General features: G+C 62.6%; 19 protein-coding genes. 3 read left to right on the top strand and 16 right to left on the bottom strand.

Going from position 1 to position 20,540, the window contains the following annotated elements:
- Positions 1-188: 188 nt before the first annotated feature.
- The 12 genes from PH586_RS01040 to PH586_RS00985 form a co-directional block, all read right to left on the bottom strand.
- Positions 189-1,484, bottom strand: a complete 1,296-nt coding sequence (locus PH586_RS01040) for an adenylosuccinate synthase (protein WP_271345916.1) — start codon at positions 1,482-1,484, stop codon at positions 189-191.
- Positions 1,485-1,594: 110 nt separating this feature from the next.
- Positions 1,595-2,782: an ATP phosphoribosyltransferase regulatory subunit gene (locus PH586_RS01035; RefSeq protein ID WP_271345915.1), complete on the bottom strand. Its 1,188-nt coding sequence runs from the start codon at positions 2,780-2,782 to the stop codon at positions 1,595-1,597.
- 37 nt (positions 2,783-2,819) lie between these two features.
- Positions 2,820-3,005 carry a DUF2065 domain-containing protein gene (locus tag PH586_RS01030; protein ID WP_271346437.1) on the bottom strand — a complete coding sequence of 62 codons (186 nt, stop codon included), beginning with the start codon at positions 3,003-3,005 and terminating at the stop codon, positions 2,820-2,822.
- A 106-nt stretch (positions 3,006-3,111) separates the two neighbouring features.
- Complete coding sequence (gene hflC / locus PH586_RS01025) at positions 3,112-3,981, bottom strand: protease modulator HflC (protein WP_238040223.1); 870 nt, start codon at positions 3,979-3,981, stop codon at positions 3,112-3,114.
- Entirely contained in the window at positions 3,981-5,135 is a 1,155-nt protein-coding gene (hflK, locus tag PH586_RS01020) for an FtsH protease activity modulator HflK (RefSeq protein WP_271345914.1), read from the bottom strand. The genes hflC and hflK overlap by 1 nt, the downstream gene beginning before the upstream one ends.
- A gap of 96 nt (positions 5,136-5,231) precedes the next feature.
- Positions 5,232-6,533 carry a ribosome rescue GTPase HflX gene (gene hflX / locus PH586_RS01015; protein ID WP_271345913.1) on the bottom strand — a complete coding sequence of 434 codons (1,302 nt, stop codon included), beginning with the start codon at positions 6,531-6,533 and terminating at the stop codon, positions 5,232-5,234.
- A gap of 14 nt (positions 6,534-6,547) precedes the next feature.
- On the bottom strand, positions 6,548-6,817 hold the full coding sequence (gene hfq, locus PH586_RS01010) for an RNA chaperone Hfq (protein WP_238040229.1): 270 nt from the start codon (positions 6,815-6,817) through the stop codon (positions 6,548-6,550).
- A 102-nt stretch (positions 6,818-6,919) separates the two neighbouring features.
- Positions 6,920-7,894: a tRNA (adenosine(37)-N6)-dimethylallyltransferase MiaA gene (gene miaA, locus PH586_RS01005; protein ID WP_271345912.1), complete on the bottom strand. Its 975-nt coding sequence runs from the start codon at positions 7,892-7,894 to the stop codon at positions 6,920-6,922.
- A gap of 48 nt (positions 7,895-7,942) precedes the next feature.
- Positions 7,943-9,814, bottom strand: coding sequence for a DNA mismatch repair endonuclease MutL (mutL, locus tag PH586_RS01000; protein ID WP_271345911.1), 1,872 nt, complete (start codon positions 9,812-9,814; stop codon positions 7,943-7,945).
- Entirely contained in the window at positions 9,811-11,241 is a 1,431-nt protein-coding gene (locus PH586_RS00995) for an N-acetylmuramoyl-L-alanine amidase (RefSeq protein WP_271345910.1), read from the bottom strand. The genes mutL and PH586_RS00995 overlap by 4 nt, the downstream gene beginning before the upstream one ends.
- 10 nt (positions 11,242-11,251) lie before the next feature.
- The gene (tsaE, locus tag PH586_RS00990; protein WP_271345909.1) at positions 11,252-11,719 is read right to left on the bottom strand and encodes a tRNA (adenosine(37)-N6)-threonylcarbamoyltransferase complex ATPase subunit type 1 TsaE; all 468 of its coding nucleotides are present in this window, start codon (positions 11,717-11,719) and stop codon (positions 11,252-11,254) included.
- On the bottom strand, positions 11,716-13,206 hold the full coding sequence (locus PH586_RS00985) for an NAD(P)H-hydrate dehydratase (RefSeq protein WP_271345908.1): 1,491 nt from the start codon (positions 13,204-13,206) through the stop codon (positions 11,716-11,718). The genes tsaE and PH586_RS00985 overlap by 4 nt, the downstream gene beginning before the upstream one ends.
- A gap of 59 nt (positions 13,207-13,265) precedes the next feature.
- Here PH586_RS00985 and queG point away from each other — a divergent pair, with 59 nt between their 5' ends.
- Positions 13,266-14,339, top strand: a complete 1,074-nt coding sequence (queG, locus tag PH586_RS00980; RefSeq protein WP_271345907.1) for a tRNA epoxyqueuosine(34) reductase QueG — start codon at positions 13,266-13,268, stop codon at positions 14,337-14,339.
- Between the two features lie 9 nt (positions 14,340-14,348).
- Here queG and orn read toward each other — a convergent pair whose 3' ends face one another.
- Both orn and PH586_RS00970 read right to left on the bottom strand, forming a co-directional pair.
- Complete coding sequence (orn, locus tag PH586_RS00975) at positions 14,349-14,891, bottom strand: oligoribonuclease (RefSeq protein WP_238040247.1); 543 nt, start codon at positions 14,889-14,891, stop codon at positions 14,349-14,351.
- Positions 14,892-14,971: 80 nt separating this feature from the next.
- Positions 14,972-15,778 (bottom strand): class I SAM-dependent methyltransferase, encoded by an 807-nt coding sequence (locus PH586_RS00970; RefSeq protein ID WP_271345906.1) that lies wholly within the window; start codon positions 15,776-15,778, stop codon positions 14,972-14,974.
- Positions 15,779-15,896: 118 nt separating this feature from the next.
- On the opposite strand from PH586_RS00970, the gene rsgA reads away from it, so the two are divergent.
- Entirely contained in the window at positions 15,897-16,928 is a 1,032-nt protein-coding gene (rsgA, locus tag PH586_RS00965; RefSeq protein ID WP_271345905.1) for a small ribosomal subunit biogenesis GTPase RsgA, read from the top strand.
- Between the two features lie 48 nt (positions 16,929-16,976).
- On the opposite strand, the gene motB is transcribed toward rsgA, so the two are convergent.
- Both motB and motA read right to left on the bottom strand, forming a co-directional pair.
- A complete protein-coding gene (gene motB / locus PH586_RS00960) occupies positions 16,977-17,999 on the bottom strand; it encodes a flagellar motor protein MotB (protein ID WP_271345904.1) in 1,023 nt (340 codons plus the stop codon).
- Between the two features lie 6 nt (positions 18,000-18,005).
- Positions 18,006-18,857: a flagellar motor stator protein MotA gene (gene motA, locus PH586_RS00955; RefSeq protein ID WP_271345903.1), complete on the bottom strand. Its 852-nt coding sequence runs from the start codon at positions 18,855-18,857 to the stop codon at positions 18,006-18,008.
- 119 nt (positions 18,858-18,976) lie between these two features.
- On the opposite strand from motA, the gene PH586_RS00950 reads away from it, so the two are divergent.
- Entirely contained in the window at positions 18,977-20,500 is a 1,524-nt protein-coding gene (locus PH586_RS00950; protein WP_271345902.1) for an HDOD domain-containing protein, read from the top strand.
- Positions 20,501-20,540 lie beyond the last annotated feature (40 nt).

The raw sequence follows: 20,540 nt of genomic DNA, 5'->3' as shown, positions 1-20,540 counted from the left end.
CAGGGCAATGAATACCGGACGCAACAAACGGCTGTGCAGCAATGCGAACATGGCGGACAAGATCCCACTCCTTTCAAATCAGGACAGCTTATTACCAGTGATCGGCCACAAAATACAAAGCTGAAGCCATCGCCATAAAACGACAAAGGGCCGCCCATGGCGACCCCTTGCTGTACCGCTCACGGCAATCAGGCGAACGGGTGACGCAGCACGATGGTCTCGTTGCGATCCGGCCCCGTGGAGATGATGTCGACAGGCGCACCGACCAACTCTTCCACCCGCTTGATATAAGCACGCGCACTGGCCGGTAACTCGTCCAGGGTTCTGGCGCCCAGGGTCGATTCGCTCCAGCCTGGCAGCTCCTCATACACCGGCTGCAGACCCAGATAGCTGTCGGCATCGGTCGGCGCATCAACCAGCACCTCACCGTACTGATCCTTGTAGCCGACACAGATGCGAATGGTCTCGAGACCATCGAGCACATCGAGCTTGGTCAGGCACAAACCGGAAATGCTGTTGATTTCGATGGCGCGACGCAGGATCACCGCATCGAACCAGCCGCATCGACGGGCACGACCGGTGGTGGAGCCGAACTCATGACCGCGCTTGGCGAGAAAAGCACCGGTTTCATCGAACAATTCGGTCGGGAACGGCCCAGAGCCGACGCGCGTGGTGTAGGCCTTGGTAATGCCGAGGATGTAATCCAGGTACATCGGCCCGAAACCCGAACCGGTTGCAATGCCACCAGCCGTGGTATTGGAACTGGTTACGTAGGGGTAGGTACCGTGGTCGATGTCCAGCAGCGAACCCTGGGCACCCTCGAACATGATGTCCTTGGACTCGCGGCGCATCTCGTGCAGCACCGCGGTCACATCGGCCATCATCGGCTTGAGCAGCTCGGCGTATTCCATGCACTCATCCAGGGTTTTCTGGAAATCGATGGCCGGCTCTTTGTAATAGTTCTGCAGCACGAAGTTGTGGTAATCGAGCAACTCGCCCAGCTTGGCGGCGAAACGCTCGCGATGGAACAGATCGCCAATACGCAATCCGCGACGCGCCACCTTGTCTTCGTAAGCCGGGCCGATGCCGCGACCGGTGGTACCGATCTTGAGATCGCCACGGGCTTTCTCGCGCGCCTGATCCAGGGCCACGTGATAGGGCAGGATCAGCGGGCAAGACGGACTGATACGCAGGCGCTCGCGTACCGGCACGCCCTTTCCTTCCAGCTTGATGATTTCCCGCATCAGTGCGTCAGGGGCAACCACTACGCCATTGCCGATCAGGCACTGGACATTCTCGCGCAGGATGCCCGAAGGGATCAGGTGCAGGACGGTTTTTTCGCCGTCGATCACCAGGGTATGACCGGCATTGTGGCCACCTTGATAACGCACGACGGCTGCAGCCTGTTCGGTGAGCAGGTCGACGATCTTGCCCTTGCCCTCATCGCCCCACTGGGTGCCCAGGACTACGACATTCTTACCCATAACACTTGTCCTCTTCGCGCAAGCTTGATGTCGACCACGGCCGACGGAAACAATTCAGGCCGACCCGTATGGGCGACCCGCTGGGGGATGGAGCCAGAGTGCCTGCCGGCTTAGACAGCCAACGGCGCCACCTGCCAACGACCATCACACAGCAATAATTGACGATCACAGCCCGCCTCGCGAGCCGCGGCCAAGGCCTGCTCAGGCAGAGCCTGCACCACACGTTCGCCATCACCCCGCAGTCGCTGCACCGCCTGCCACAGGTACACATCATGATGATCCGGCGCCCAGATGCCCGCAGGCACTTCACCGAGCGGCATCTGCCCAAGACTGACCAGGGTTTTCAGGTCGGTGGAGAACCCGGTTGCCGGACGCGCCCGGCCGAAATCCGCGCCGATATCGTCATAGCGACCGCCCTGGGCAATCGACTGGCCGACACCCGGCACGAAGGCCGCAAACACCACGCCGGTGTGATAACGGTAGCCGCGCAACTCACTCAGATCGAAGTACAGCGGCAACTCCGGGTAACGCAGGCTCAGCGCATCGGCAATCGCCAACAAGTCATCCAGCGCGGCATGTACATCGTCCGGCGCCTCGACCAGACACGCCTGCGCCAGGTCCAGCACTTCACGACCACCACAGAGCTCGGCCAGGGCGCGTAACATCTTGCACAACGCAGCCGGCAAGGCCTCGGTCAGCAGCACAATCTCATCCATGGCCTTGCGCTGCAGCGCATCGAACAATTGCTGCTCAACTTCGCCAGACAAGCCGGCGGCACGGGCCAGGCCACGGTAGATACCGACGTGACCGAGATCCATGTGAATGTCGGGCACCTGCGCCAACTCCAGGGTATCCACCAGCAGGCTGATAACTTCCACGTCACTGGCTGGACTGGCATCGCCATACAACTCGGCCCCCAACTGGATCGGGCTGCGCGAGGTGGTCAGCGCGCGCGGCTGAGCATGCACCACGCTGCCGGCATAGCACAGCCGACTCGGCCCTTCGCGGCGCAGGGTATGCGCGTCGATGCGCGCCACTTGCGGCGTGATATCGGCACGAAAGCCCATCTGCCGACCCGACAACGGGTCAGTCACCTTGAAGGTGCGCAGATCCAGATCCCGGCCGGCGCCGGTAAGCAGCGACTCCAGGTATTCGATATGCGGCGTCACCACGAATTCATAGCCCCAGCGCTGGAACAGGTCCAGCACCTGACGGCGCGCGACTTCAATGCGCGCCGCTTCCGGCGGCAGTACTTCTTCGATGCCATCTGGCAGTAACCAGCGGTCTACCGTTGCCATTTCGCCATTCCCCTCTTGAACCGGGCGGCACAAGCCTTCAGTGAAGCAGAAAAAGGAGAGCCGTACCCAGCAACATGCTGGCCAGCCCCATCAGTCGCAGTCGTCGATCCGACAGCCTTGCAAGCTGTGCGACTGCCCCACGCCAAAGGCGCGGGCAGAGGAAAGGCAGGATGCCTTCCAGCACCAGCAGCAGACAAAACGCAATGCCAAATTCCTGCCACATGTTACCCACAGACGCAAAAAAGCCGGGATTTTCCCGGCTGCCGCATGATACCACGTTTTCTTCAGCGGTCACCCCGACGGACGCCTTGCGCCCGCCGGAGCAGAGGTCAAGGTTTGGACTTTTCCAGGTAGCGGAAGAAATCGCTGCTCGGATCAAGCACCAACACATCACGCTTGTCCGCGAAGCTCTCGCGATAAGCCCTCAGGCTGCGATAGAAGGAGTAGAACTCCTGATCCTGACCATAGGCCTTGGCGTAGATAGCCGCCGCCTGGGCATCACCATCACCGCGCAGCTCTTCAGCCTGGCGGTACGCGTCGGCCAGCAGCACACGGCGCTGACGATCGGCATCGGCACGAATACCTTCGGCCAACTCCTTACCCTTGGCACGATGCTCGCGAGCCTCACGCTCACGCTCGGAGCTCATGCGGTCGAATACGCTGCGATTCACCTCTTTCGGCAGATCAATTCCCTTGACCCGTACATCCACCACCTCAATGCCCAACTCGCTCTGTGCCGCACGATTGAGCGAAGCCGTAACGTCCGCCATCAGCGCATCACGCTCGCCGGAAACCGACTCGTGCAAGGTGCGCTTGCCGAACTGGTCACGCAGCGAAGCCTCCAGACGACGCGCCAGGCGCTCGTCGGCAATCTGCTTGATACCCGAAGTCGCGGTGTAGTAACGCTCGGCATCGAGCACTCGCCACTTGGCGAAGGCATCGACCATCAGCGCTTTCTTTTCCAGAGTGAGGAAACGCGAGCTGGAGGAATCCAGGGTCAGCAGGCGGGCATCGAACTTGCGCACCTGATTGACGTAAGGAACCTTCACATGCAAACCCGGCTGCACATCCGGCTGAACGATACGGCCGAACTGCAACAGCACGGCCCGCTCGGTCTGCGCCACGATATAGAAGCTGTTCCAGGCCACCAACGCCAGCACTACGCCAACAATCAGGGCGATCAGCGATTTATTGCTCATCAGCGGCTCTCCCTTGTGCGCAGCTCAACCTGACGCGGGTCCATTTTCACTCGCGAACTTGCATCACTGACACCCGCAGCCGAGATCGAGCCGGACGCAGACGAACTGCGACCATCGATCATCTTGTCCAGCGGCAGATAAAGCAGATTGTTCTGGCCCTTGTCGCCAGTCACCAGCACCTTGCTGGTGTTGCTCATCAATTCCTGCATGGTGTCGAGATACAAACGCTCACGCGTGACTTCCGGCGCCTTGCGGTACTCGGCAACCAGAGCGGTAAAGCGATCGGCCTCACCCGTTGCACGGGAAACCACTTCCTCGCGGTAACCATTGGCGTCTTCGATCAGACGCTGGGACTGACCGCGCGCTTCCGGCACCACGCCATTGGCATAGGTTTCCGCCTGATTCTTCTCACGCTGCTCATCTTCACGGGCACGAATCACATCGTCGAAGGCCTCCTGCACTTCACGCGGCGCCGCTGCACTCTGCAAGTTGACCTGGGTCACATTGATGCCGGTGCGATAGGTATCGAGGAAGCGCTGCAAGCGATCCTTGACCTCACTGGCCATCAGCTCACGGCCTTCGGTCAGCACCTGATCCATCTCGGTCGAACCGACCACGTGGCGCACGGCGCTGTCTGTGGCGTGCTGCAAGCTGATTTCCGGCTGATCGACGTTGAGCACGAAGTCCTGCAAATTGCTGATCTTGTACTGCACGGTCAGCGGCACTTCGATGATGTTCTCGTCCTCGGTGAGCATCTGTCCCTGCTTGCTGTAAGCACGCTCGCGGGTGACGTTCTCCTGGAACTTGCGATCAATTGGCGGGAAGTAAATATTCAGGCCCGGCCCTACGGTTTCGTAGTACTTGCCGAAACGCAGCACTACGGCCTGCTCCTGCTCATCGATCACGTAGATCGCGCTGTACAGCCAAACGGCCGCGAGCAAACCCAGACCAATGAATAGCAGACCGAAACCACCGCCTTTACCAGCGCCGTCATCACTGCCACGTTTCTTACCACCACCGAACAGCCCGTTGAGGCTTTCCTGCAGCTTGCGGAAGGCTTCGTCGAGATCCGGCGGCCCCTTGCGATCACCGCCTTTGCGGCCGCCCCAAGGATCCTGATTGTTCGAGTTGCCACCCGGCTCATTCCAAGCCATAGCGCTCTCCATCTAATAAAGCAAAGACGCGCCCACGGCGCGCCGACCAATGCTACCGAATGCCGGCCATCAGCGGCAAAACCACTGACGCAGGCTTTATTGCAAAGTGTGTTGCTCGATAAATTCCAGCGGTTTCAAACCTGCCCGGGTGACCAGTCGATTCAACTCAATTCGCGGCAGACGTACTGCCAGCAAACTGCTGCCATCTTCGGCATGCGCCTCACTCAGCACCGCACCCAAGTCAAAAAACTGTGCACGCAGGCGCGCCAGGCCCTGCGGCAACTGCAAGGTAGCGATAAACAGTTCATCGCCCAACAACTCGGCAACGGCTTGCTTCAGCAGAGGCAGGCCACGCCCGTCGCGGGCAGACAACCAAACTCGTAGCGGTTTGCCATCGGCATCACGCTGAATCTGCGGTTCAACACCCTCGAGCAGATCCAGCTTGTTGTACACCTCGAGCATCGGCAACTCGTGCGCGCCAATCTCGCCCAGCACCGCCATCACCTGTTCGATCTGCTGATCACGCTCAGGCTCATGCGCATCGATCACATGCAGGAGCAAATCGGAATTGCTCGACTCCTCGAGGGTGGCACGGAAAGCTTCGACCAGTTTATGCGGAAGATGACGAATAAAACCCACGGTATCGGCTAACACCACCGGCCCCAGGTCATCCAACTCCAGTCGACGCAAGGTCGGATCCAGGGTGGCAAACAGCTGATCGGCAGCGTACACATCAGACTCGGTCAGCGCATTGAACAGGGTCGACTTGCCGGCGTTGGTGTAGCCAACCAGAGACACCGAGGGGATATCCGCGCGCTTGCGCCCGCGCCGCGCCTGCTCGCGCTGACTGCGCACCTTCTCCAGTTTTTGCTTGATCTGGCGAATGCGTACCCGCAGCAAACGGCGGTCGGTTTCCAGCTGAGTCTCACCTGGACCACGCAGACCGATCCCCCCCTTCTGCCGCTCCAGGTGAGTCCAGCCGCGGACCAGGCGCGTGCTCAGATGATCCAGCTGGGCCAGCTCGACCTGCAGCTTGCCTTCGTGAGTACGTGCGCGCTGGGCGAAAATATCGAGAATCAGGCCAGTCCGATCGAGTACCCGGCACTCGAAAATCCGCTCGAGGTTGCGTTCCTGGCTGGGCGTGAGGACGTGATTGAAGATAACCAGGTCCGCCTCGAGGGTCTTGACCTGGTTGCGTAACTCCTCGACCTTGCCACTGCCGATCAGGTATTTCGCCGTCAGCCGGTTACTCGGCACGCTAAGGAAGGCAACAGTGTCAGCGCCAGCCGAAATGGCGAGCTCCTGAAACTCCTGCGGATCTTCGCGCGCCGCGGAGTCTTGACCGTCCAGATGAACCAGGACAGCCCGCTCACCCCCTTCATGGCGCTCGAAGAACAATACGACCTCCTAAATCAGGCGTTGCCCGGCTCGTTTTCAGCAGCTTCAGCCAGCTCAGTCTCGGAAACGCTCGGCAAACGCACTGGTCGGCTTGGCACCACAGTGGAGATAGCGTGCTTGTAGACCATCTGGCTGACAGTATTTTTCAGCAGAATCACGAACTGGTCGAAAGACTCGATCTGACCTTGCAGCTTGATGCCATTGACCAGGTAGATGGAAACCGGGACGCGTTCCTTACGCAGGGTATTCAGGTAAGGGTCTTGTAGCGAATGCCCTTTTGACATGTGTCGCACTCCTTTGAAAAATCAATAATTAATAGTTTTAGTAAGACAATAAATGACGTCAGGCCGTGGTACCCCCAAGGATAGACGGCCAATGACAAGATCTCAGGTCAATATGGAGGCCGCTGCTAGGTATTTCAAGGCGCGCGGTAAATTGTCACAAGCCAGACTGTCCAGCCAGTGCAAATCGGCCCAACTGCGCAACCAGGTAAACTGCCTCTTGGCCAGCTGACGCGTGGCGATGATGCCGCGCTCGCGCATCTGCGCCTCGCTCAGGTTACCGTCCAGAAAATCCCACACCTGGCGATAACCCACCGCTCGTATAGACGGTAATCCCAGGTGCAGGTCACTTCTCTGACGCAGGCGTTCGACCTCGCCGACAAAGCCCTGTTCCAACATCAACTGAAATCGTTGTGCAATTCGCGCATGCAACAGCTGGCGCTGCGCCGGAGCGATAGCCAAGTGCGCGACAGTATAGGGGAATTGTCCCGCACCTGAGGCGCCCAATACATGATTTTGCTCAGCCTGGCGCTGGCGATGCGCGGTCATGCTCAAACCGCTGACTCGGTGCACTTCCAGCGCCCGAACCAGCCGTTGCGGGTCATTGGGATGGATGCGCGCTGCAGACTCCGGATCGACCGCTTGCAGCTCGCGATGCAGGGCATCCCAGCCTTCGACCTGGGCACGCGCCGCCAACTCGGCACGCACCTGCGGGTCGGCACTTGGCATATCGGCCAAACCTTCGAGCAACGCCTTGTAATACAGCATGGTGCCGCCGACCAGCAGCGGGATGCGCCCACGCGCGCTGATCTCGGCCATCGCCGCCAGGGCGTCGGCACGAAACTCCGCCGCCGAGTAGCTTTCGGCCGGGTCGCGGATGTCGATCAGACGATGGGGAAACTCGGCAAGAGTGGCCTTGTCGGGCTTGGCGGTGCCGATGTCCATGCCGCGATAGATCAAGGCCGAATCGACACTGATCAGTTCACACGGCAGCACCCGCGTCAGCTCGAGGGCCAGATCGGTCTTGCCGGCGGCGGTAGGCCCCATCAGGAAAATTGCCGGCGGCAGGCGTTCGGACATCGTCAATGCTTCTCGGTATGGCGCGAGCGCCAATCGCCCGCAGCCAGGTCAGCGACCACGCAGGAACAGCTTATCCAGGTCGTCCATAGCCAGCTGGGTCCAGGTCGGTCGACCATGATTACACTGACCGCTGCGCTCCGTCTGCTCCATGTCGCGCAGCAGGGCGTTCATTTCCGGCAGGCTCAGGCGTCGATTGGCACGCACCGCGCCATGACAGGCCATGGTGCCAAGCAGCTCGTTGAGGTGGGCCTGAATCCGGTCACTGGTGCCGTACTCGAGCAGGTCGGACAACACATCCGCCACCAATCGATTGGCCTCGGCCTGCTTGAGCAGCGCAGGAATCTGCCGGATAGCCAGACTTTCCGGCCCCAGACGCTGCAACTCGAAACCCAGACGCTGGAACCAGGCCGCATGTTCCTCGGCGCAATCCGCCTCACGCTGACTGACGGCAAGGGATTCGGGCACCAGCAATGGCTGCCCGCGCAGCCCCTCGCTGGCCATGGCGACCTTTAGCCGCTCATAGGTGATCCGCTCGTGCGCCGCATGCATGTCGACCAGCACCAGCCCCTGCACGTTCTCGGCGAGGATATACACCCCCTTGAGCTGGGCGATGGCATAACCGAGCGGCGGCACATCGCCCTGCGCCTCGGGCAGGCTTGCCGGCGTCACGCTCAGCGGCGCGAAATACTCGCGGTAGGCCCCCTGCACCTCGGCAGCCGGCACTCCGGCCTGCGGTCGCTGCCCCTGATAGCCAGCTCCCGGCGAGCGCCAGATCGACTCGCCCGGCGCCGGCTCGAGCAAACTGGCCGCCAAACCGATCTCGCCCTGGGCACCGAATTCACCGGCCGCCTGCCCAACCGGGGCCAGCATGCCGCTCACAGCGGCCGGTGCCGCCAGCTGGTCTTCCGGACGCACATCGCCCAAGGCGCGATGCAGGGTGCCGTAAAGAAAGTCATGGACCATGCGTCCGTCGCGAAAGCGCACTTCGTGCTTGGTCGGGTGTACGTTGACATCGACCACTGAGGGGTCGATCTCCAGGAACAGCACAAAGGTCGGATGACGGCCATTGAACAGCACATCGCGATAGGCCTGACGCACCGCATGGGCGACCAGCTTGTCGCGCACCGTGCGGCCGTTGACGTAGAAATACTGCAGGTCTGCCTGGCTGCGCGAGAAGGTCGGCAAGCCAACCCAGCCCCACAGACGCAGGCCATTGCGCTCGACCTCGATGGGCAGCGCCTGCTCGAGGAAGGCCGCCCCACAGACTGAAGCCACCCGCCGCGCACGACTGACATCGTCATGCGCCTCATGCAACCCCAGCAGGGTCTTGCCGTTATGGCGCAAATGGAAAGCCACATCGAAACGCGCCAGCGCCAAGCGCTTGATGACTTCCTGCAGGTGATCGAATTCGGTCTTCTCGGTCTTGAGAAACTTGCGCCGCGCCGGGGTATTGAAGAACAGGTCGCGCACCTCCACCGAGGTGCCAACCGGATGCGCGGCCGGCTGCACGCGTGGCTGCATATCGCGGCCTTCGGTTTCCACCTGCCAGGCCTGCTCGGCGTCCGCCGTGCGCGAAGTCAGGGTCAGGCGTGCGACCGAACTGATCGAAGCCAGCGCCTCGCCACGAAAGCCCAGGCTCATCACCTGCTCGAGGTCTTCAAGCTCACGGATCTTGCTGGTGGCATGCCGGGCCAACGCCAACGGCAGATCGTCCGGGGCGATGCCACCACCGTCGTCACGCACCCGTAGCAGCTTGACCCCACCCTGCTCGACATCCACGTCGATGCGGCGGGCGCCGGAGTCCAGGCTGTTCTCGAGCAGCTCCTTGATCACCGAAGCGGGCCGCTCGACCACCTCGCCGGCGGCGATCTGGTTGGCCAGCCGCGGACTCAGCAACTGGATACGCGCTTCGTTACTCATGGTTGAGCCGCCAGTGCGGTGCTTGGAATCTGCAGGGTCTGGCCGACCTTGATCACGTCGGAGCGCAGCGAGTTGGCACTGCGCAGAGCGCCCAAGCTGACCTGATAACGTAGCGCAATCAACGCCAGGCTCTCACCGGAGCTGACCACGTGCTCGCGCGGTCCCTGGGCGATCTTGCCGTTATCACGCTGCCAGGCGACGTAGCTGCCGGGCGGCGGGTTTTGCTGAAAGAACTGCCGCACGCCGGTCACGATAGAGCGTGCCAGCGCCTGCTGATGGCCGACACTGGCCAGCTTGCGCCCCTCATTAGGGTTGGAGATGAAACCGGTTTCGACCAGGATAGACGGCATATCCGGCGATTTGAGTACCATGAAACCCGCCTGCTCGACCCGACGCTTATGCAGCGGGGTGATCCGCCCCATATTGTTCAGGACCTTGTTGCCGACATTCAGGCTGGACGACAGCGAGGCGGTCATCGACAGATCCAGCAATACCCCGGCCAGCATACGGTCCTTATCGTCCAGACTGACATTGCCGGCGCCGCCGATCAGGTCCGACTGGTTCTCCGAGTCGGCCAGCCAGCGCGCCGTCTCCGAGGTGGCGCCGCGATCCGACAGGGCATACACCGACGCGCCAAAGGCCGCCGCCCGCGGCGCCGCATCGGCATGAATCGAAACGAACAGATCGGCACCTTTCTTGCGCGCGATGTCGGTGCGCTTGCGCAATGGGATGAAATAGTCGCCGGTACGCACCAACTCACCGCGATAGCCTTTCTCGGCATTGACCTGGCGCAGCAGCTCCTTGGCAATTGCCAGGGTCACGTGCTTCTCGAACAAACCCTTGACCGGAGACAACGCGCCTGGATCTTCGCCGCCGTGACCGGCATCGATGGCGATGACGATATCGCGCTTGCCACTGGGCAACGGCGTCCACTTGGACGGCGTCTGGGTCGGCGTGACCGGTAGCGGCGGCGCACTGGCAACCTGCGTCACGGGCAGGCTGGGGGCCGCACCCGACTCCTGATCGAACAGATCAACCACCAGGCGATGGCCGTATTGCTGGTTGGGCGCCAGGACAAAACTCTTCGGTGTGACCTGCGCCGACAAATCGATCACCACGCGCAGATCTTCTGGCGTGCGTTGCGCCGAACGCACCCCGGTAATGGGGGTATTAGTCAGCGCCAGGTTATCGAAGCCAGTCACCAGCTTGGCGCCGCTGACATCGATGACGATGCGATTCGGTGCCGTGAGGGTAAAGACACTGTGCTGCACCGGACCGGACAGGTCGAATACCAGCCGCGTGTTGTCCGGCGCACGCCACAGCCTGACGCTGCGCACATCCGAAGCGGCAAACACCTCGACAGCCAGCGCCGCCAGTACCACTCCAACCGCGATGAAACGCGCGCCTATGCGCATACCCGACCCCATTTTGTTTTGATCATGCTCCAGCGGCCAAAGCGGCACACCAGGTTTTGCCGCGTACGCCTTGCGCCTGCAGATGCAGGGCGCGACCGGGCGCTTGCGCGGTAATGGTAATGTCCATGTCGGCCTTTGGCAAAACGCCTGCACCGCGCTCTGGCCACTCGACCAGGCACAAGGCATCACCCTCGAAGTAGTCGCGTATCCCCAGGTACTCCAGTTCCTCCGGATCGACCAGGCGATACAGGTCGAAATGGAACACGCGCACCGCATCGATTTCGTAAGGCTCGACCAGGGTGAAGGTCGGACTCTTGACCGCCCCGACATGGCCAAGACCGCGAATGATCCCGCGCGACAGGGTGGTTTTTCCGGCACCCAGGTCGCCATGCAGATAGATCACCCCACGCCCGCCAGTCACCCGGGCGATGCGCGCGCCCAGGTTCAACATCGCCGCTTCATCGGCGGCATACAGCTCTAGTTCGGTCAAGCTGACTGCTCCAGCAACAATTGACGAATGACGGCGCACAGATCGCTCGCCGCCAACCCACAGCCCTGTTCGGCCAGACGTTCACCCGCGCTCGCATGCAGCCAGACGGCCAGACTGGCCGCCGCCAGCACCGGCAAGCCCTGCGCCAGCAGCGCACCAATCAGGCCCGCCAGCACATCGCCCAGGCCGGCGCCGGCCATTGCCGGATGGCCGCGATCACAGAGCAACAGCTGCCCAGCTGGATCGGCCAGCAGTGTGCCCGCGCCCTTGAGCACACACACCGCCTGATAGCGCCGGGCCAAGGCCAGCGCCGCTGCCGGACGATCTGCCTGCACAGCGGCGCTACTGATACCCAGCAAGCGCGCGGCTTCGCCTGGATGCGGGGTGATCACACCACCGCCCGGCATCTTGACCACACCAGCGGCCATCAGGTTCAGGGCATCGGCATCCCACACCTGTGGCGCGTCGGTGATTGCCGCCAGCGACAACAGGCTGCGACCCCAGGCCCCCTGGCCCAGGCCCGGCCCGACCACCCAGACACTGGCCGCAGCGCCGAGCGACCGCAACTGATTGGCCGAGGCCACGGCAAAGCCCATCACCTCGGGGATGCGCGCCTGCGCCGCGGCCAGATGTTCGCCTCGGGTGGCCAGGGACACCATCCCGGCGCCGCTGCGCAACGCGCTCTGCGCCGCCAACAGGGCGGCGCCGGCCAAGCCGCGATCACCGCCAACCACCAGCACATGACCCAGCTGGCCCTTGTGCACGCCGCGCGGTCGCGCCGGCAAGCGCGGCACATTCGCCCCGGCCAGGCGTTGCGCCACGCACGCCTGCCGAGCAACCAGCGCCGGGTCGGCCTGCAGGTCATCGAATACCAGCTCGCCCACCCAATCGGGCGCCACCCCGGTGAACAGCCCCAGCTTCAGGCCGATCAGGGTCACTGTCAGCTGCGCACGCACCGCCACGCCCAGCACCTGACCACGATCGGCGCACAGGCCCGAGGGAATATCCACCGCCAGAACCGGCAGGCCACTGGCGTTGAGCAGGCGGATCGCCCGGGCATAGGGTTCACGCACCGCGCCGTTCAGACCGGTGCCAAGCAGCGCATCGAGCACAACGCCACTCAGCGCGGCGCACTCGCTCCAGGGCTGGATCGTCACGCCAGCGGCCTGCGCCTCATCGCGCGCCAGCGCTGCATCGCCCCGCAGCTGCGCCGGATCGCCCACCGCCAACAGTTGCACGCGCCAGCCGGCACGCAACGCCAGAGCGGCCACCAGGTAACCGTCACCGGCATTGTTGCCGCAGCCGGCCAGGACCGACAGCGCCCCGGCGTCCGGCCAACGGCGACGCAGCGCCCGCCAGATGGCATGAGCAGCGCGGCTCATCAGCTCGAAACCGGGGGTACCGGCGGCGATCAGGCGGGCATCCAGTTCGCGCACCTGAGCGGCGCTATACAGGGCGAGGGGAAGATTGTCTGGCGATTGCGGCATGCGTCGGCTCCGATGTCTGGCAGAATTATACTCACCTCCGCCCCGGTTACCCGCCCCATATGACAACTGCCGCACTCGACCTCGCCGCCCTCGCCCAATCGATCAAGGACTGGGGCCGCGAGCTGGGCTTTCAACAGGTCGGCATCGCCGGGCTGGAGCTGGGCGAGCACGAGGCGCACCTGCAACGCTGGCTGGACGCCGGCTACCAGGGCGAGATGGACTACATGGCCGCCCACGGCAGCAAACGCTCGCATCCCGACCAGCTGGTACCCGGCACCTTGCGGGTGGTGTCGCTGCGCATGGATTACCTGCCCGGCGACACGCAAATGGCCCAGCGCCTGGGCGAGCCGGAGAAGGCCTATGTCTCGCGCTACGCCCTGGGGCGCGATTACCACAAGCTGATTCGCAAGCGCCTGCAGCAGCTGGCCGAGCGCATCCAGCAACAGGTCGGTCCCTTCGGTTATCGCGCCTTTGTCGACAGTGCCCCGGTACTGGAAAAAGCCATCGCCGAACAGGCCGGGCTCGGCTGGATCGGCAAGAACACCCTGGTGCTCAACCGCAAGGCCGGCAGCTATTTCTTCCTGGGTGAGCTGTTCGTCGACCTGCCCCTGCCGGTCGACGCGCCGCACGCCAGCGAACATTGCGGGCGCTGCAGCGCGTGCCTGGACATCTGCCCGACCGGGGCCTTTGTCGGCCCTTACCTGCTGGATGCACGGCGCTGCATTTCCTACCTGACCATCGAACTGAAAGGCTCGATCCCCGTGGAGCTGCGCGCACCGATCGGCAACCGCGTGTTCGGCTGCGACGACTGTCAGCTGGTCTGCCCGTGGAACCGCTTTGCCCGCCCCACCGAGCAGGGCGACTTCCAGCCGCGCCATCAACTGGACAACGCCGAGCTGGCCGCGCTGTTCCGTTGGAGCGAAGAAGAATTTCTCAGTCGCACCGAAGGCTCGCCGTTGCGCCGCGCCGGCTACGAGCGCTGGCTACGTAACCTGGCGGTCGGCCTGGGCAATGCCCCCTCGAGTATCCCGGTGCTCGAGGCGCTCGAGGCGCGCCGCGACCACCCCTCGGCGCTGGTGCGCGAGCATGTCGAATGGGCGCTGGCGCGCCACGCCGAACGGCGCGCCCCCTAAACCCAAGGCTCAAGCCTTGATGAAGTGCTCGCGGTAGTACTTGAGCTCGGCGATGGACTCGCGAATATCGTCAAGCGCCTGGTGGCTGGCTTTCTTCTGGAAGCCCTCCTTGAGTTTCGGCGCCCAGCGCTCGGCGAGGATCTTCAGGGTCGAGACATCCAGGTAGCGGTAGTGGAAATACGCTTCCAGATCCGGCATGTAACGATAGAGAAAACGCCGATCCTGACCGATGCTGTTACCGCAGATCGGCGACTGGCCCTTGGCCACCCACTGCTCGAGAAAGGCAATGGTCTGCGCCTCGGCCTCGGCCTGGCTGATCCTGCTCTCGCGCACGCGCTTGACCAGGCCGCTTTCGCCATGGGTGCGGGTGTTCCATTCATCCATGCCGGCTAGCGCCTCGTCACTCTGATGCACGGCAATCACCGGGCCCTCGGCCAGGATATTGAGGTCGCTATCGGTAATGATCGTGGCCATTTCAATGATCACGTCCTTTTCTGGATCGAGCCCGGTCATTTCCAGGTCGATCCAGATCAGATTCTGCGGGTTTTGCATGCTGTACTCCTCGGCTGATACCGGCAGTTTAGCGAATAAACCCGCATGCAAACCTGGCGACTTGCCCTGGCCACGGCCAATCAGCTCCGACCAACGCCCGGCATCTGCCATAACAGCAGGCGCGAGTCGCGCCAGTCATGCAGTTCGACTTGCTGATCGGCCGGCACCCCGGGCACCTCGAAGCTGTTGCTGATCAGCCAGGCACCGACGGCCATTTGCGCCACGGCCCTGGCCCAGAGCGCCGCCATCGGCGCGGGCGAGAGAAAGCAATAGACCACATCGAATTGCCCCAGCTCGGTGCGCCAGAGATTCTCATAGCGAATCCGGCAGTTGTGCTGCGGCAATGCGCGCAGCCAGGCAATGGCAAACGGCAAGGGCGCGGTCTCCACTCCGACAAACTGCGCCTGGGGAAAGCGCCGCGCCAGCCAAAGCAAGGCTCCTGCCGGGCCACAGCCGAGATCGACGAAACGGAAATCGACGGCTTGCCGGACGAGTAACTCGGCCAGCTGCTGACGACTGCGCGCCCCGGTCAGATACAGCGGCACCCGCTCACCGACGCTGTTCCAGTTGCACAGCAATAGCAGCAGGAAGCCGGCAAGAAACACCCAGGACGGCAGCGCCGCACCGCTGAACAGCAGCAACGCCGGGACGAACGCCAAGTTCAGCCACCACCACCAAGACGACAAACCGAACCCGCGACCAACACTCGCCGCCAACAACCCCAGGATCAAACCGGCGGCCAGGCCGCTGGGGCGCCAGCTCGAGTACTGCTGCGCCACAACGATCACCCCGCCCACCACCAGCGCCGCGCATAGCTGCGCCAACAACGCCAGCAGGGCCGGATAGCGGCCGGCCACTCGCCCCATCATCCGTACACGCGCAACCATTTATCGCCTCTGTCTGCCTATCGCCACTGCACCGCAGTCTAACCCGCAGCGCGAGTCTGCATGTGCCACGTGCTAGACTCGCTGGCGGATTTCACCGCAAGTCAACCTCGGAACCTTCATGGCCAAACGCCAACTCAACCGCCGGCAAAGCTGGCGCATCGACAAAATTCAGGGCGAGCGAGCCGCCCGTGCGGCCAAGCGCGAGTCGCAGGCCGTGCAAATCCTGGAGGGTGGCGACCTCGGGCCGGAACAGCTCGGCCTGGTCATCGCCCACTTTGGCGTCCAGGTCGAAGTCGAAGCCACAGACGGCGAACTGGCCGGCCAGGTGTTTCGCTGCCACCTGCGCGCCAACCTGCCAGCCATGGTCACCGGCGATCGCGTGGTCTGGCGTGCCGGCAATCAGGGCATTGGGGTCATTGTTGCGCAGCTGCCACGCAGCACTGAACTCTGCCGCCCGGACACCCGCGGCCAGTTGAAACCGGTGGCGGCCAACGTTGACCTGATCGTGATCGTCTTCGCCCCGCTGCCCGAACCCCATGCCAACCTGATCGACCGCTACCTGGTGGCCGCCGAGCACGCCGGCATCCGACCGCTGCTGCTGCTGAACAAGGCCGATCTGATCGACGAGCAAAATGGCATCGCGCTAAACGCCATGCTCGACGTTTACCGCCAGCTGGGTTACCCGCTACTGGAAGTATCGGCGCATCAGGGCGATGGCATGGAGCAGCTCAAGCAACAGCTCGATGGCAACGTCAGCGTCTTCGTCGGCCAGTCGGGGGTCGGCAAGTCATCGCTGGTCAACACCCTGCTACCGGATGTCGACACCCGCGTAGGTCCGCTTTCGGAGCTTTCCGGCCTAGGTACTCACACCACCACCACGGCACGCCTGTTCCACTTCCCAGGCGGCGGCGAGTTGATCGACTCCCCAGGGATTCGTGAGTTTGGCCTGGTGCACGTGAGCCGCGATGACGTCGAGGCCGGCTTTATCGAATTCGGTGAGCTGATCGGGCAATGCCGTTTCCGCGATTGCAAGCATGACCGCGAACCGGGTTGCGCCCTGCTCAAGGCACTGGAAGACGGCCGCATCCAGCCGCAACGGATGGCCAGCTACCGGCAAATCCTGGCCAGCCTGCCCGAAGCCGATTACTGATACGACCAGGCCGCGATCATTCGCGGCCTGAAGCGTACCAGTAGCAAATCATTCGTTCGGCTGATCGAGCTGCAACACCCCGTCTTCGAAAATATTCAAGCGTTCACGCAATTCATCCGGGCCAGCCGGATCCGGGATGAGTGGCGGCACATCAGGTACCGCCGCGCCGCCTGGCACTTCAGGCGCGACCTCGACGGCGCCATCCTGCTCGCCTTCGATCTCGCGCTGGGCCTTTTTCGTCAACACGACGATATCGATACGCCGGTTGACCGGATTCAATGGATCGTCTCGATCGTACAACGCCGACGACGCATACCCCACTACCCGAGCCACCTGCGCCTCGTCATAACCGCCGGCGATCAAGGCGCGTCGAGCGGCATTGGCCCGATTCGCGGAGAGCTCCCAATTGCCGAACTCGCCATCAGTGGCAAACGGCTTGGCATCGGTATGACCACTGATGCTGATTTTGTTCGGTACCGCCTTGATGGTGTCAGCCAGGGCCAGCAGGATGTCCTCGAATTGTGGCTGCAGGCGCGCACTGCCGCTATCGAACATCGGCCGGTTCTCGGCGTCCATGATCTGGATGCGCAAGCCATCCTGGGTGATCTCGAACAGGATCTGATCCTTGAAGCGCTGCAACTGCGGATTTTCCTCGACCTTGCTCTGCAACTCCTGCAGCAGCAACTCGAGTCGCTCTTGCTCCAGCTCCTCGGCCTTGGCGTCGGCCTCATCAGGGGCAGGGGCTGGCTGGGCCGGTTCGATCTCGCGCTGTTCGCCTTCGGTCTGGTCATCGATCGGCTGGTTGAGGGTGCGGTCCGGTGCCGGCGTCGGCGAGCCGCCGAGGTCGATGACGAAGGGACTGGCGCTTTCGGAAAAGCCGATCGGATCCTTGAAATAACCGGAAATCAGCTTCTTTTGCTCGGGGGTAGCCACGGACATCAGCCACATCACCAGAAAGAACGCCATCATCGCCGTGGCGAAGTCGGCAAAGGCGATTTTCCAGGCCCCGCCATGGTGGCCAGCAGCGGTCTTCTTGACCCGCTTGACGATGATCGGCTGATTGTTGTCCATTTTCCGTTAGTTTCCGCGCATCGCCTGCTCGAGCTCGGCAAAACTCGGGCGATGGGCCGGGTAGAGCACCTTGCGCGCGAATTCGACGGCCAGCGAGGGTGGCATGCCGGAGGCCGAAGCGACCAGACCGGCCTTGATCGCCTCGAATACATTGATCTCTTCCTTGGCGTCATGCTCCAGCGCCCCGGACAACGGCCCGAAGAAGCCATAGGACGCGAGAATACCCAGGAAGGTACCGACCAGCGCAGTGCCGACCTTCTCACCGATGGCCGCGTTGTCGGCCTCGGCGAGTACCGACATGGTGATCACGATCCCCAGCACAGCCGCCACGATACCCATGGCCGGCATGGCGTCGGCGACCTTGGCCACGGCATGCGCGGGATGCTCGAGCTCTTCCTTGAGGCTGGCGATTTCCATATCGAACAAGCCTTCCAGCTCATGCGGCGCCATATTGCCGGAGGACATGATGCGCAGGTAATCGCAGATATAGGCCGTCATCCGCTCGTCTTTGAGGATGCCCGGATACTTGCTGAAAATCGGACTGGCCGAAGGCTCCTCGATGTCGGCCTCGATCGCCATCATGCCCTCGCGGCGGCTCTTGTTGAGGATTTCGTATATCAGTTTCAGCACTTCCAGGTAGTAGGCGTGACTGAAACGCGAGCTGAACATACTCAAGGACTTCTTGAACACGCGCATGAACATGCTGCCCGGATTGGCCTGCAGAAAAGCCCCCAGCGCGGCGCCGCCAATGATCAAGACTTCAAATGGATGCACCAGCGCCATGAACTGGCCGCCGGACAGAATAAAGCCGCCGAGCACGCTAGCAATTACAACGATGATGCCAATGATTTTTGCCATAAAGAGGAAACTTGCGCGAGCCTGTAGTGAGGGTTATGCAAAACAACCCTTCTATTTATCGGAACTAATGCGCGAGACTATAGCCAGTCAAGTCTAAAAGCCAGCATGGCTAAGCACAGATGCCCACCTCGAAACCCCTACCGCGCACCCTCGAAGACTGGCTCGATCGGCTGGACAAGCAATTGTTGCCGGTGCCTGCCGACCACCACCTGAATGCCTGTCGCGCCCTGTCCGACAGCCGTCGCTCGCTGCGTGACATAGCAGAATTAATGCAGGCCAGCCCAGCTTTGGCATTATGCGTTCTACGCGAGGCCAATCGACAAGGCGGTAGCTTCAGCGCCCCCGCCGAAAGCCTGGAAAGCGCTCTCAGTCGACTCGGACTGCAGCGCGCCCTTGAGCTGGTGAAACGCCAACCCGCTCGCCCTCTCGCCGAAATCCCCCTGGCGCTGCGGCAGATCCAGCTGATCAGCCAGCACGCGGCGCAGCAGGCCAGTGGTTTGTTCAGCGCACGCCTGGCGCGCCTCTGGCAGGAAATCCACTGGGGCAGCCTATTGTTTCTCGCGCCGATCTGGTCGCTATTGGCGGCCTATCCCGAGCTGTTCGAGCAATGGGAACAACGCGTACTGGCCCACGCCGAGCCGGCGACCAAGGTCGAACAGGATCTTCTCGGCGTGCCCCTGCTCGCCCTGTGCCAGGCATTGGCCGAGCGCTGGCGCCTGCCCGACTGGGTGATCCAAGGCTACCGCCTGCTGGTGGAAGATCGCCGCCAACTGGTCAAGGCCCTGCACATCGCGCGCGACAATCAGCACCCTCTGCACCAACAGCACATGCTCGATGCCGATACCCCTCTGCGGCGCTGGCTGACCCAGCCAGCCAACAGCATCCTGCTGGCCAACGGCCTGGCGCTGTCCGCCCACCAGGCGTGGAACAGCCCACACAGCCTGCGCTGGCAGCTCCTCAGCGGGCTCTACCTGCAGCTGCCGCTGAGCGATGTGCAGCAACACATCCACCAGTACGCGGCGCAGAGTGCGCGCCAGCAGACCACGGCAGAACTCTGGCACCCCGCCCAAGCCCTGCTCTGGCCCTGGGATGCGCGGCGCTTGCATGGCAACACCCGCGCCCCAGTGGCGATGCCGAAGCCTGCAGACAATGGATGGCGCCAACACTGCGCACAATTGCTTGTCCAGCCGAGTGCATTCCAAAACCTCGACCAACTCACCACCGGCGCCACTCAAGCCCTGCAGGCCTGCGGCATGTCGCGGGTACTACTGCTTCTGCCCGACCCTAGCAACGGCCGCCTGCGAGCGCAGCAACAGAGCGGCCTGGACAAGTCGGCCAGCACCCTCACCATCGACCCACAGCAGAGCCAGGTGCTGCGGCGCCTGCTCAAGGCTCCGGCACAGCTGCGCCTGACGCCGGCCAATATCGCGCAGTTTTCGGCCCTGCTGCCAGGCTCGCTGAAGGCGCTATTCCCCAGCGAGCACCTGCTGATCCGCTCGCTGGCCAGTAACGATCGCGTGGTGATGGTCATCGTCGCCGACCAGGCCGGCGCCGCGCTCAGCGATACCAGCGTGCAAGCCTTCGGTAAAACCGCGCAATGTATTCAACGAGCCCTGGACAGTTTTGCCAAACGTGAGCGTTAAGCTTTCCGTTACAATCCGCCCCTTTCCCCATGAATGAAGA

This window comes from Pseudomonas aestuarii (assembly GCF_027988105.1).
GTDB lineage: Bacteria > Pseudomonadota > Gammaproteobacteria > Pseudomonadales > Pseudomonadaceae > Aquipseudomonas > Aquipseudomonas aestuarii.
Note: the sequence above shows the minus strand (reverse complement) of the source record. Positions and strands in the feature narration are given on the sequence as shown.

Coding starts and splice junctions, on each gene's coding strand:
- PH586_RS01040 (WP_271345916.1), bottom strand. CDS start 1,484: ATGGGTAAGAATGTCGTAGTCCTGGGCACCCAGTGGGGCGATGAGGGC.
- PH586_RS01035 (WP_271345915.1), bottom strand. CDS start 2,782: ATGGCAACGGTAGACCGCTGGTTACTGCCAGATGGCATCGAAGAAGTA.
- PH586_RS01030 (WP_271346437.1), bottom strand. CDS start 3,005: ATGTGGCAGGAATTTGGCATTGCGTTTTGTCTGCTGCTGGTGCTGGAA.
- hflC (WP_238040223.1), bottom strand. CDS start 3,981: ATGAGCAATAAATCGCTGATCGCCCTGATTGTTGGCGTAGTGCTGGCG.
- hflK (WP_271345914.1), bottom strand. CDS start 5,135: ATGGCTTGGAATGAGCCGGGTGGCAACTCGAACAATCAGGATCCTTGG.
- hfq (WP_238040229.1), bottom strand. CDS start 6,817: ATGTCAAAAGGGCATTCGCTACAAGACCCTTACCTGAATACCCTGCGT.
- miaA (WP_271345912.1), bottom strand. CDS start 7,894: ATGTCCGAACGCCTGCCGCCGGCAATTTTCCTGATGGGGCCTACCGCC.
- mutL (WP_271345911.1), bottom strand. CDS start 9,814: ATGAGTAACGAAGCGCGTATCCAGTTGCTGAGTCCGCGGCTGGCCAAC.
- PH586_RS00995 (WP_271345910.1), bottom strand. CDS start 11,241: ATGGGGTCGGGTATGCGCATAGGCGCGCGTTTCATCGCGGTTGGAGTG.
- PH586_RS00985 (WP_271345908.1), bottom strand. CDS start 13,206: ATGCCGCAATCGCCAGACAATCTTCCCCTCGCCCTGTATAGCGCCGCT.
- queG (WP_271345907.1), top strand. CDS start 13,266: ATGACAACTGCCGCACTCGACCTCGCCGCCCTCGCCCAATCGATCAAG.
- orn (WP_238040247.1), bottom strand. CDS start 14,891: ATGCAAAACCCGCAGAATCTGATCTGGATCGACCTGGAAATGACCGGG.
- PH586_RS00970 (WP_271345906.1), bottom strand. CDS start 15,778: ATGGTTGCGCGTGTACGGATGATGGGGCGAGTGGCCGGCCGCTATCCG.
- rsgA (WP_271345905.1), top strand. CDS start 15,897: ATGGCCAAACGCCAACTCAACCGCCGGCAAAGCTGGCGCATCGACAAA.
- motB (WP_271345904.1), bottom strand. CDS start 17,999: ATGGACAACAATCAGCCGATCATCGTCAAGCGGGTCAAGAAGACCGCT.
- motA (WP_271345903.1), bottom strand. CDS start 18,857: ATGGCAAAAATCATTGGCATCATCGTTGTAATTGCTAGCGTGCTCGGC.
- PH586_RS00950 (WP_271345902.1), top strand. CDS start 18,977: ATGCCCACCTCGAAACCCCTACCGCGCACCCTCGAAGACTGGCTCGAT.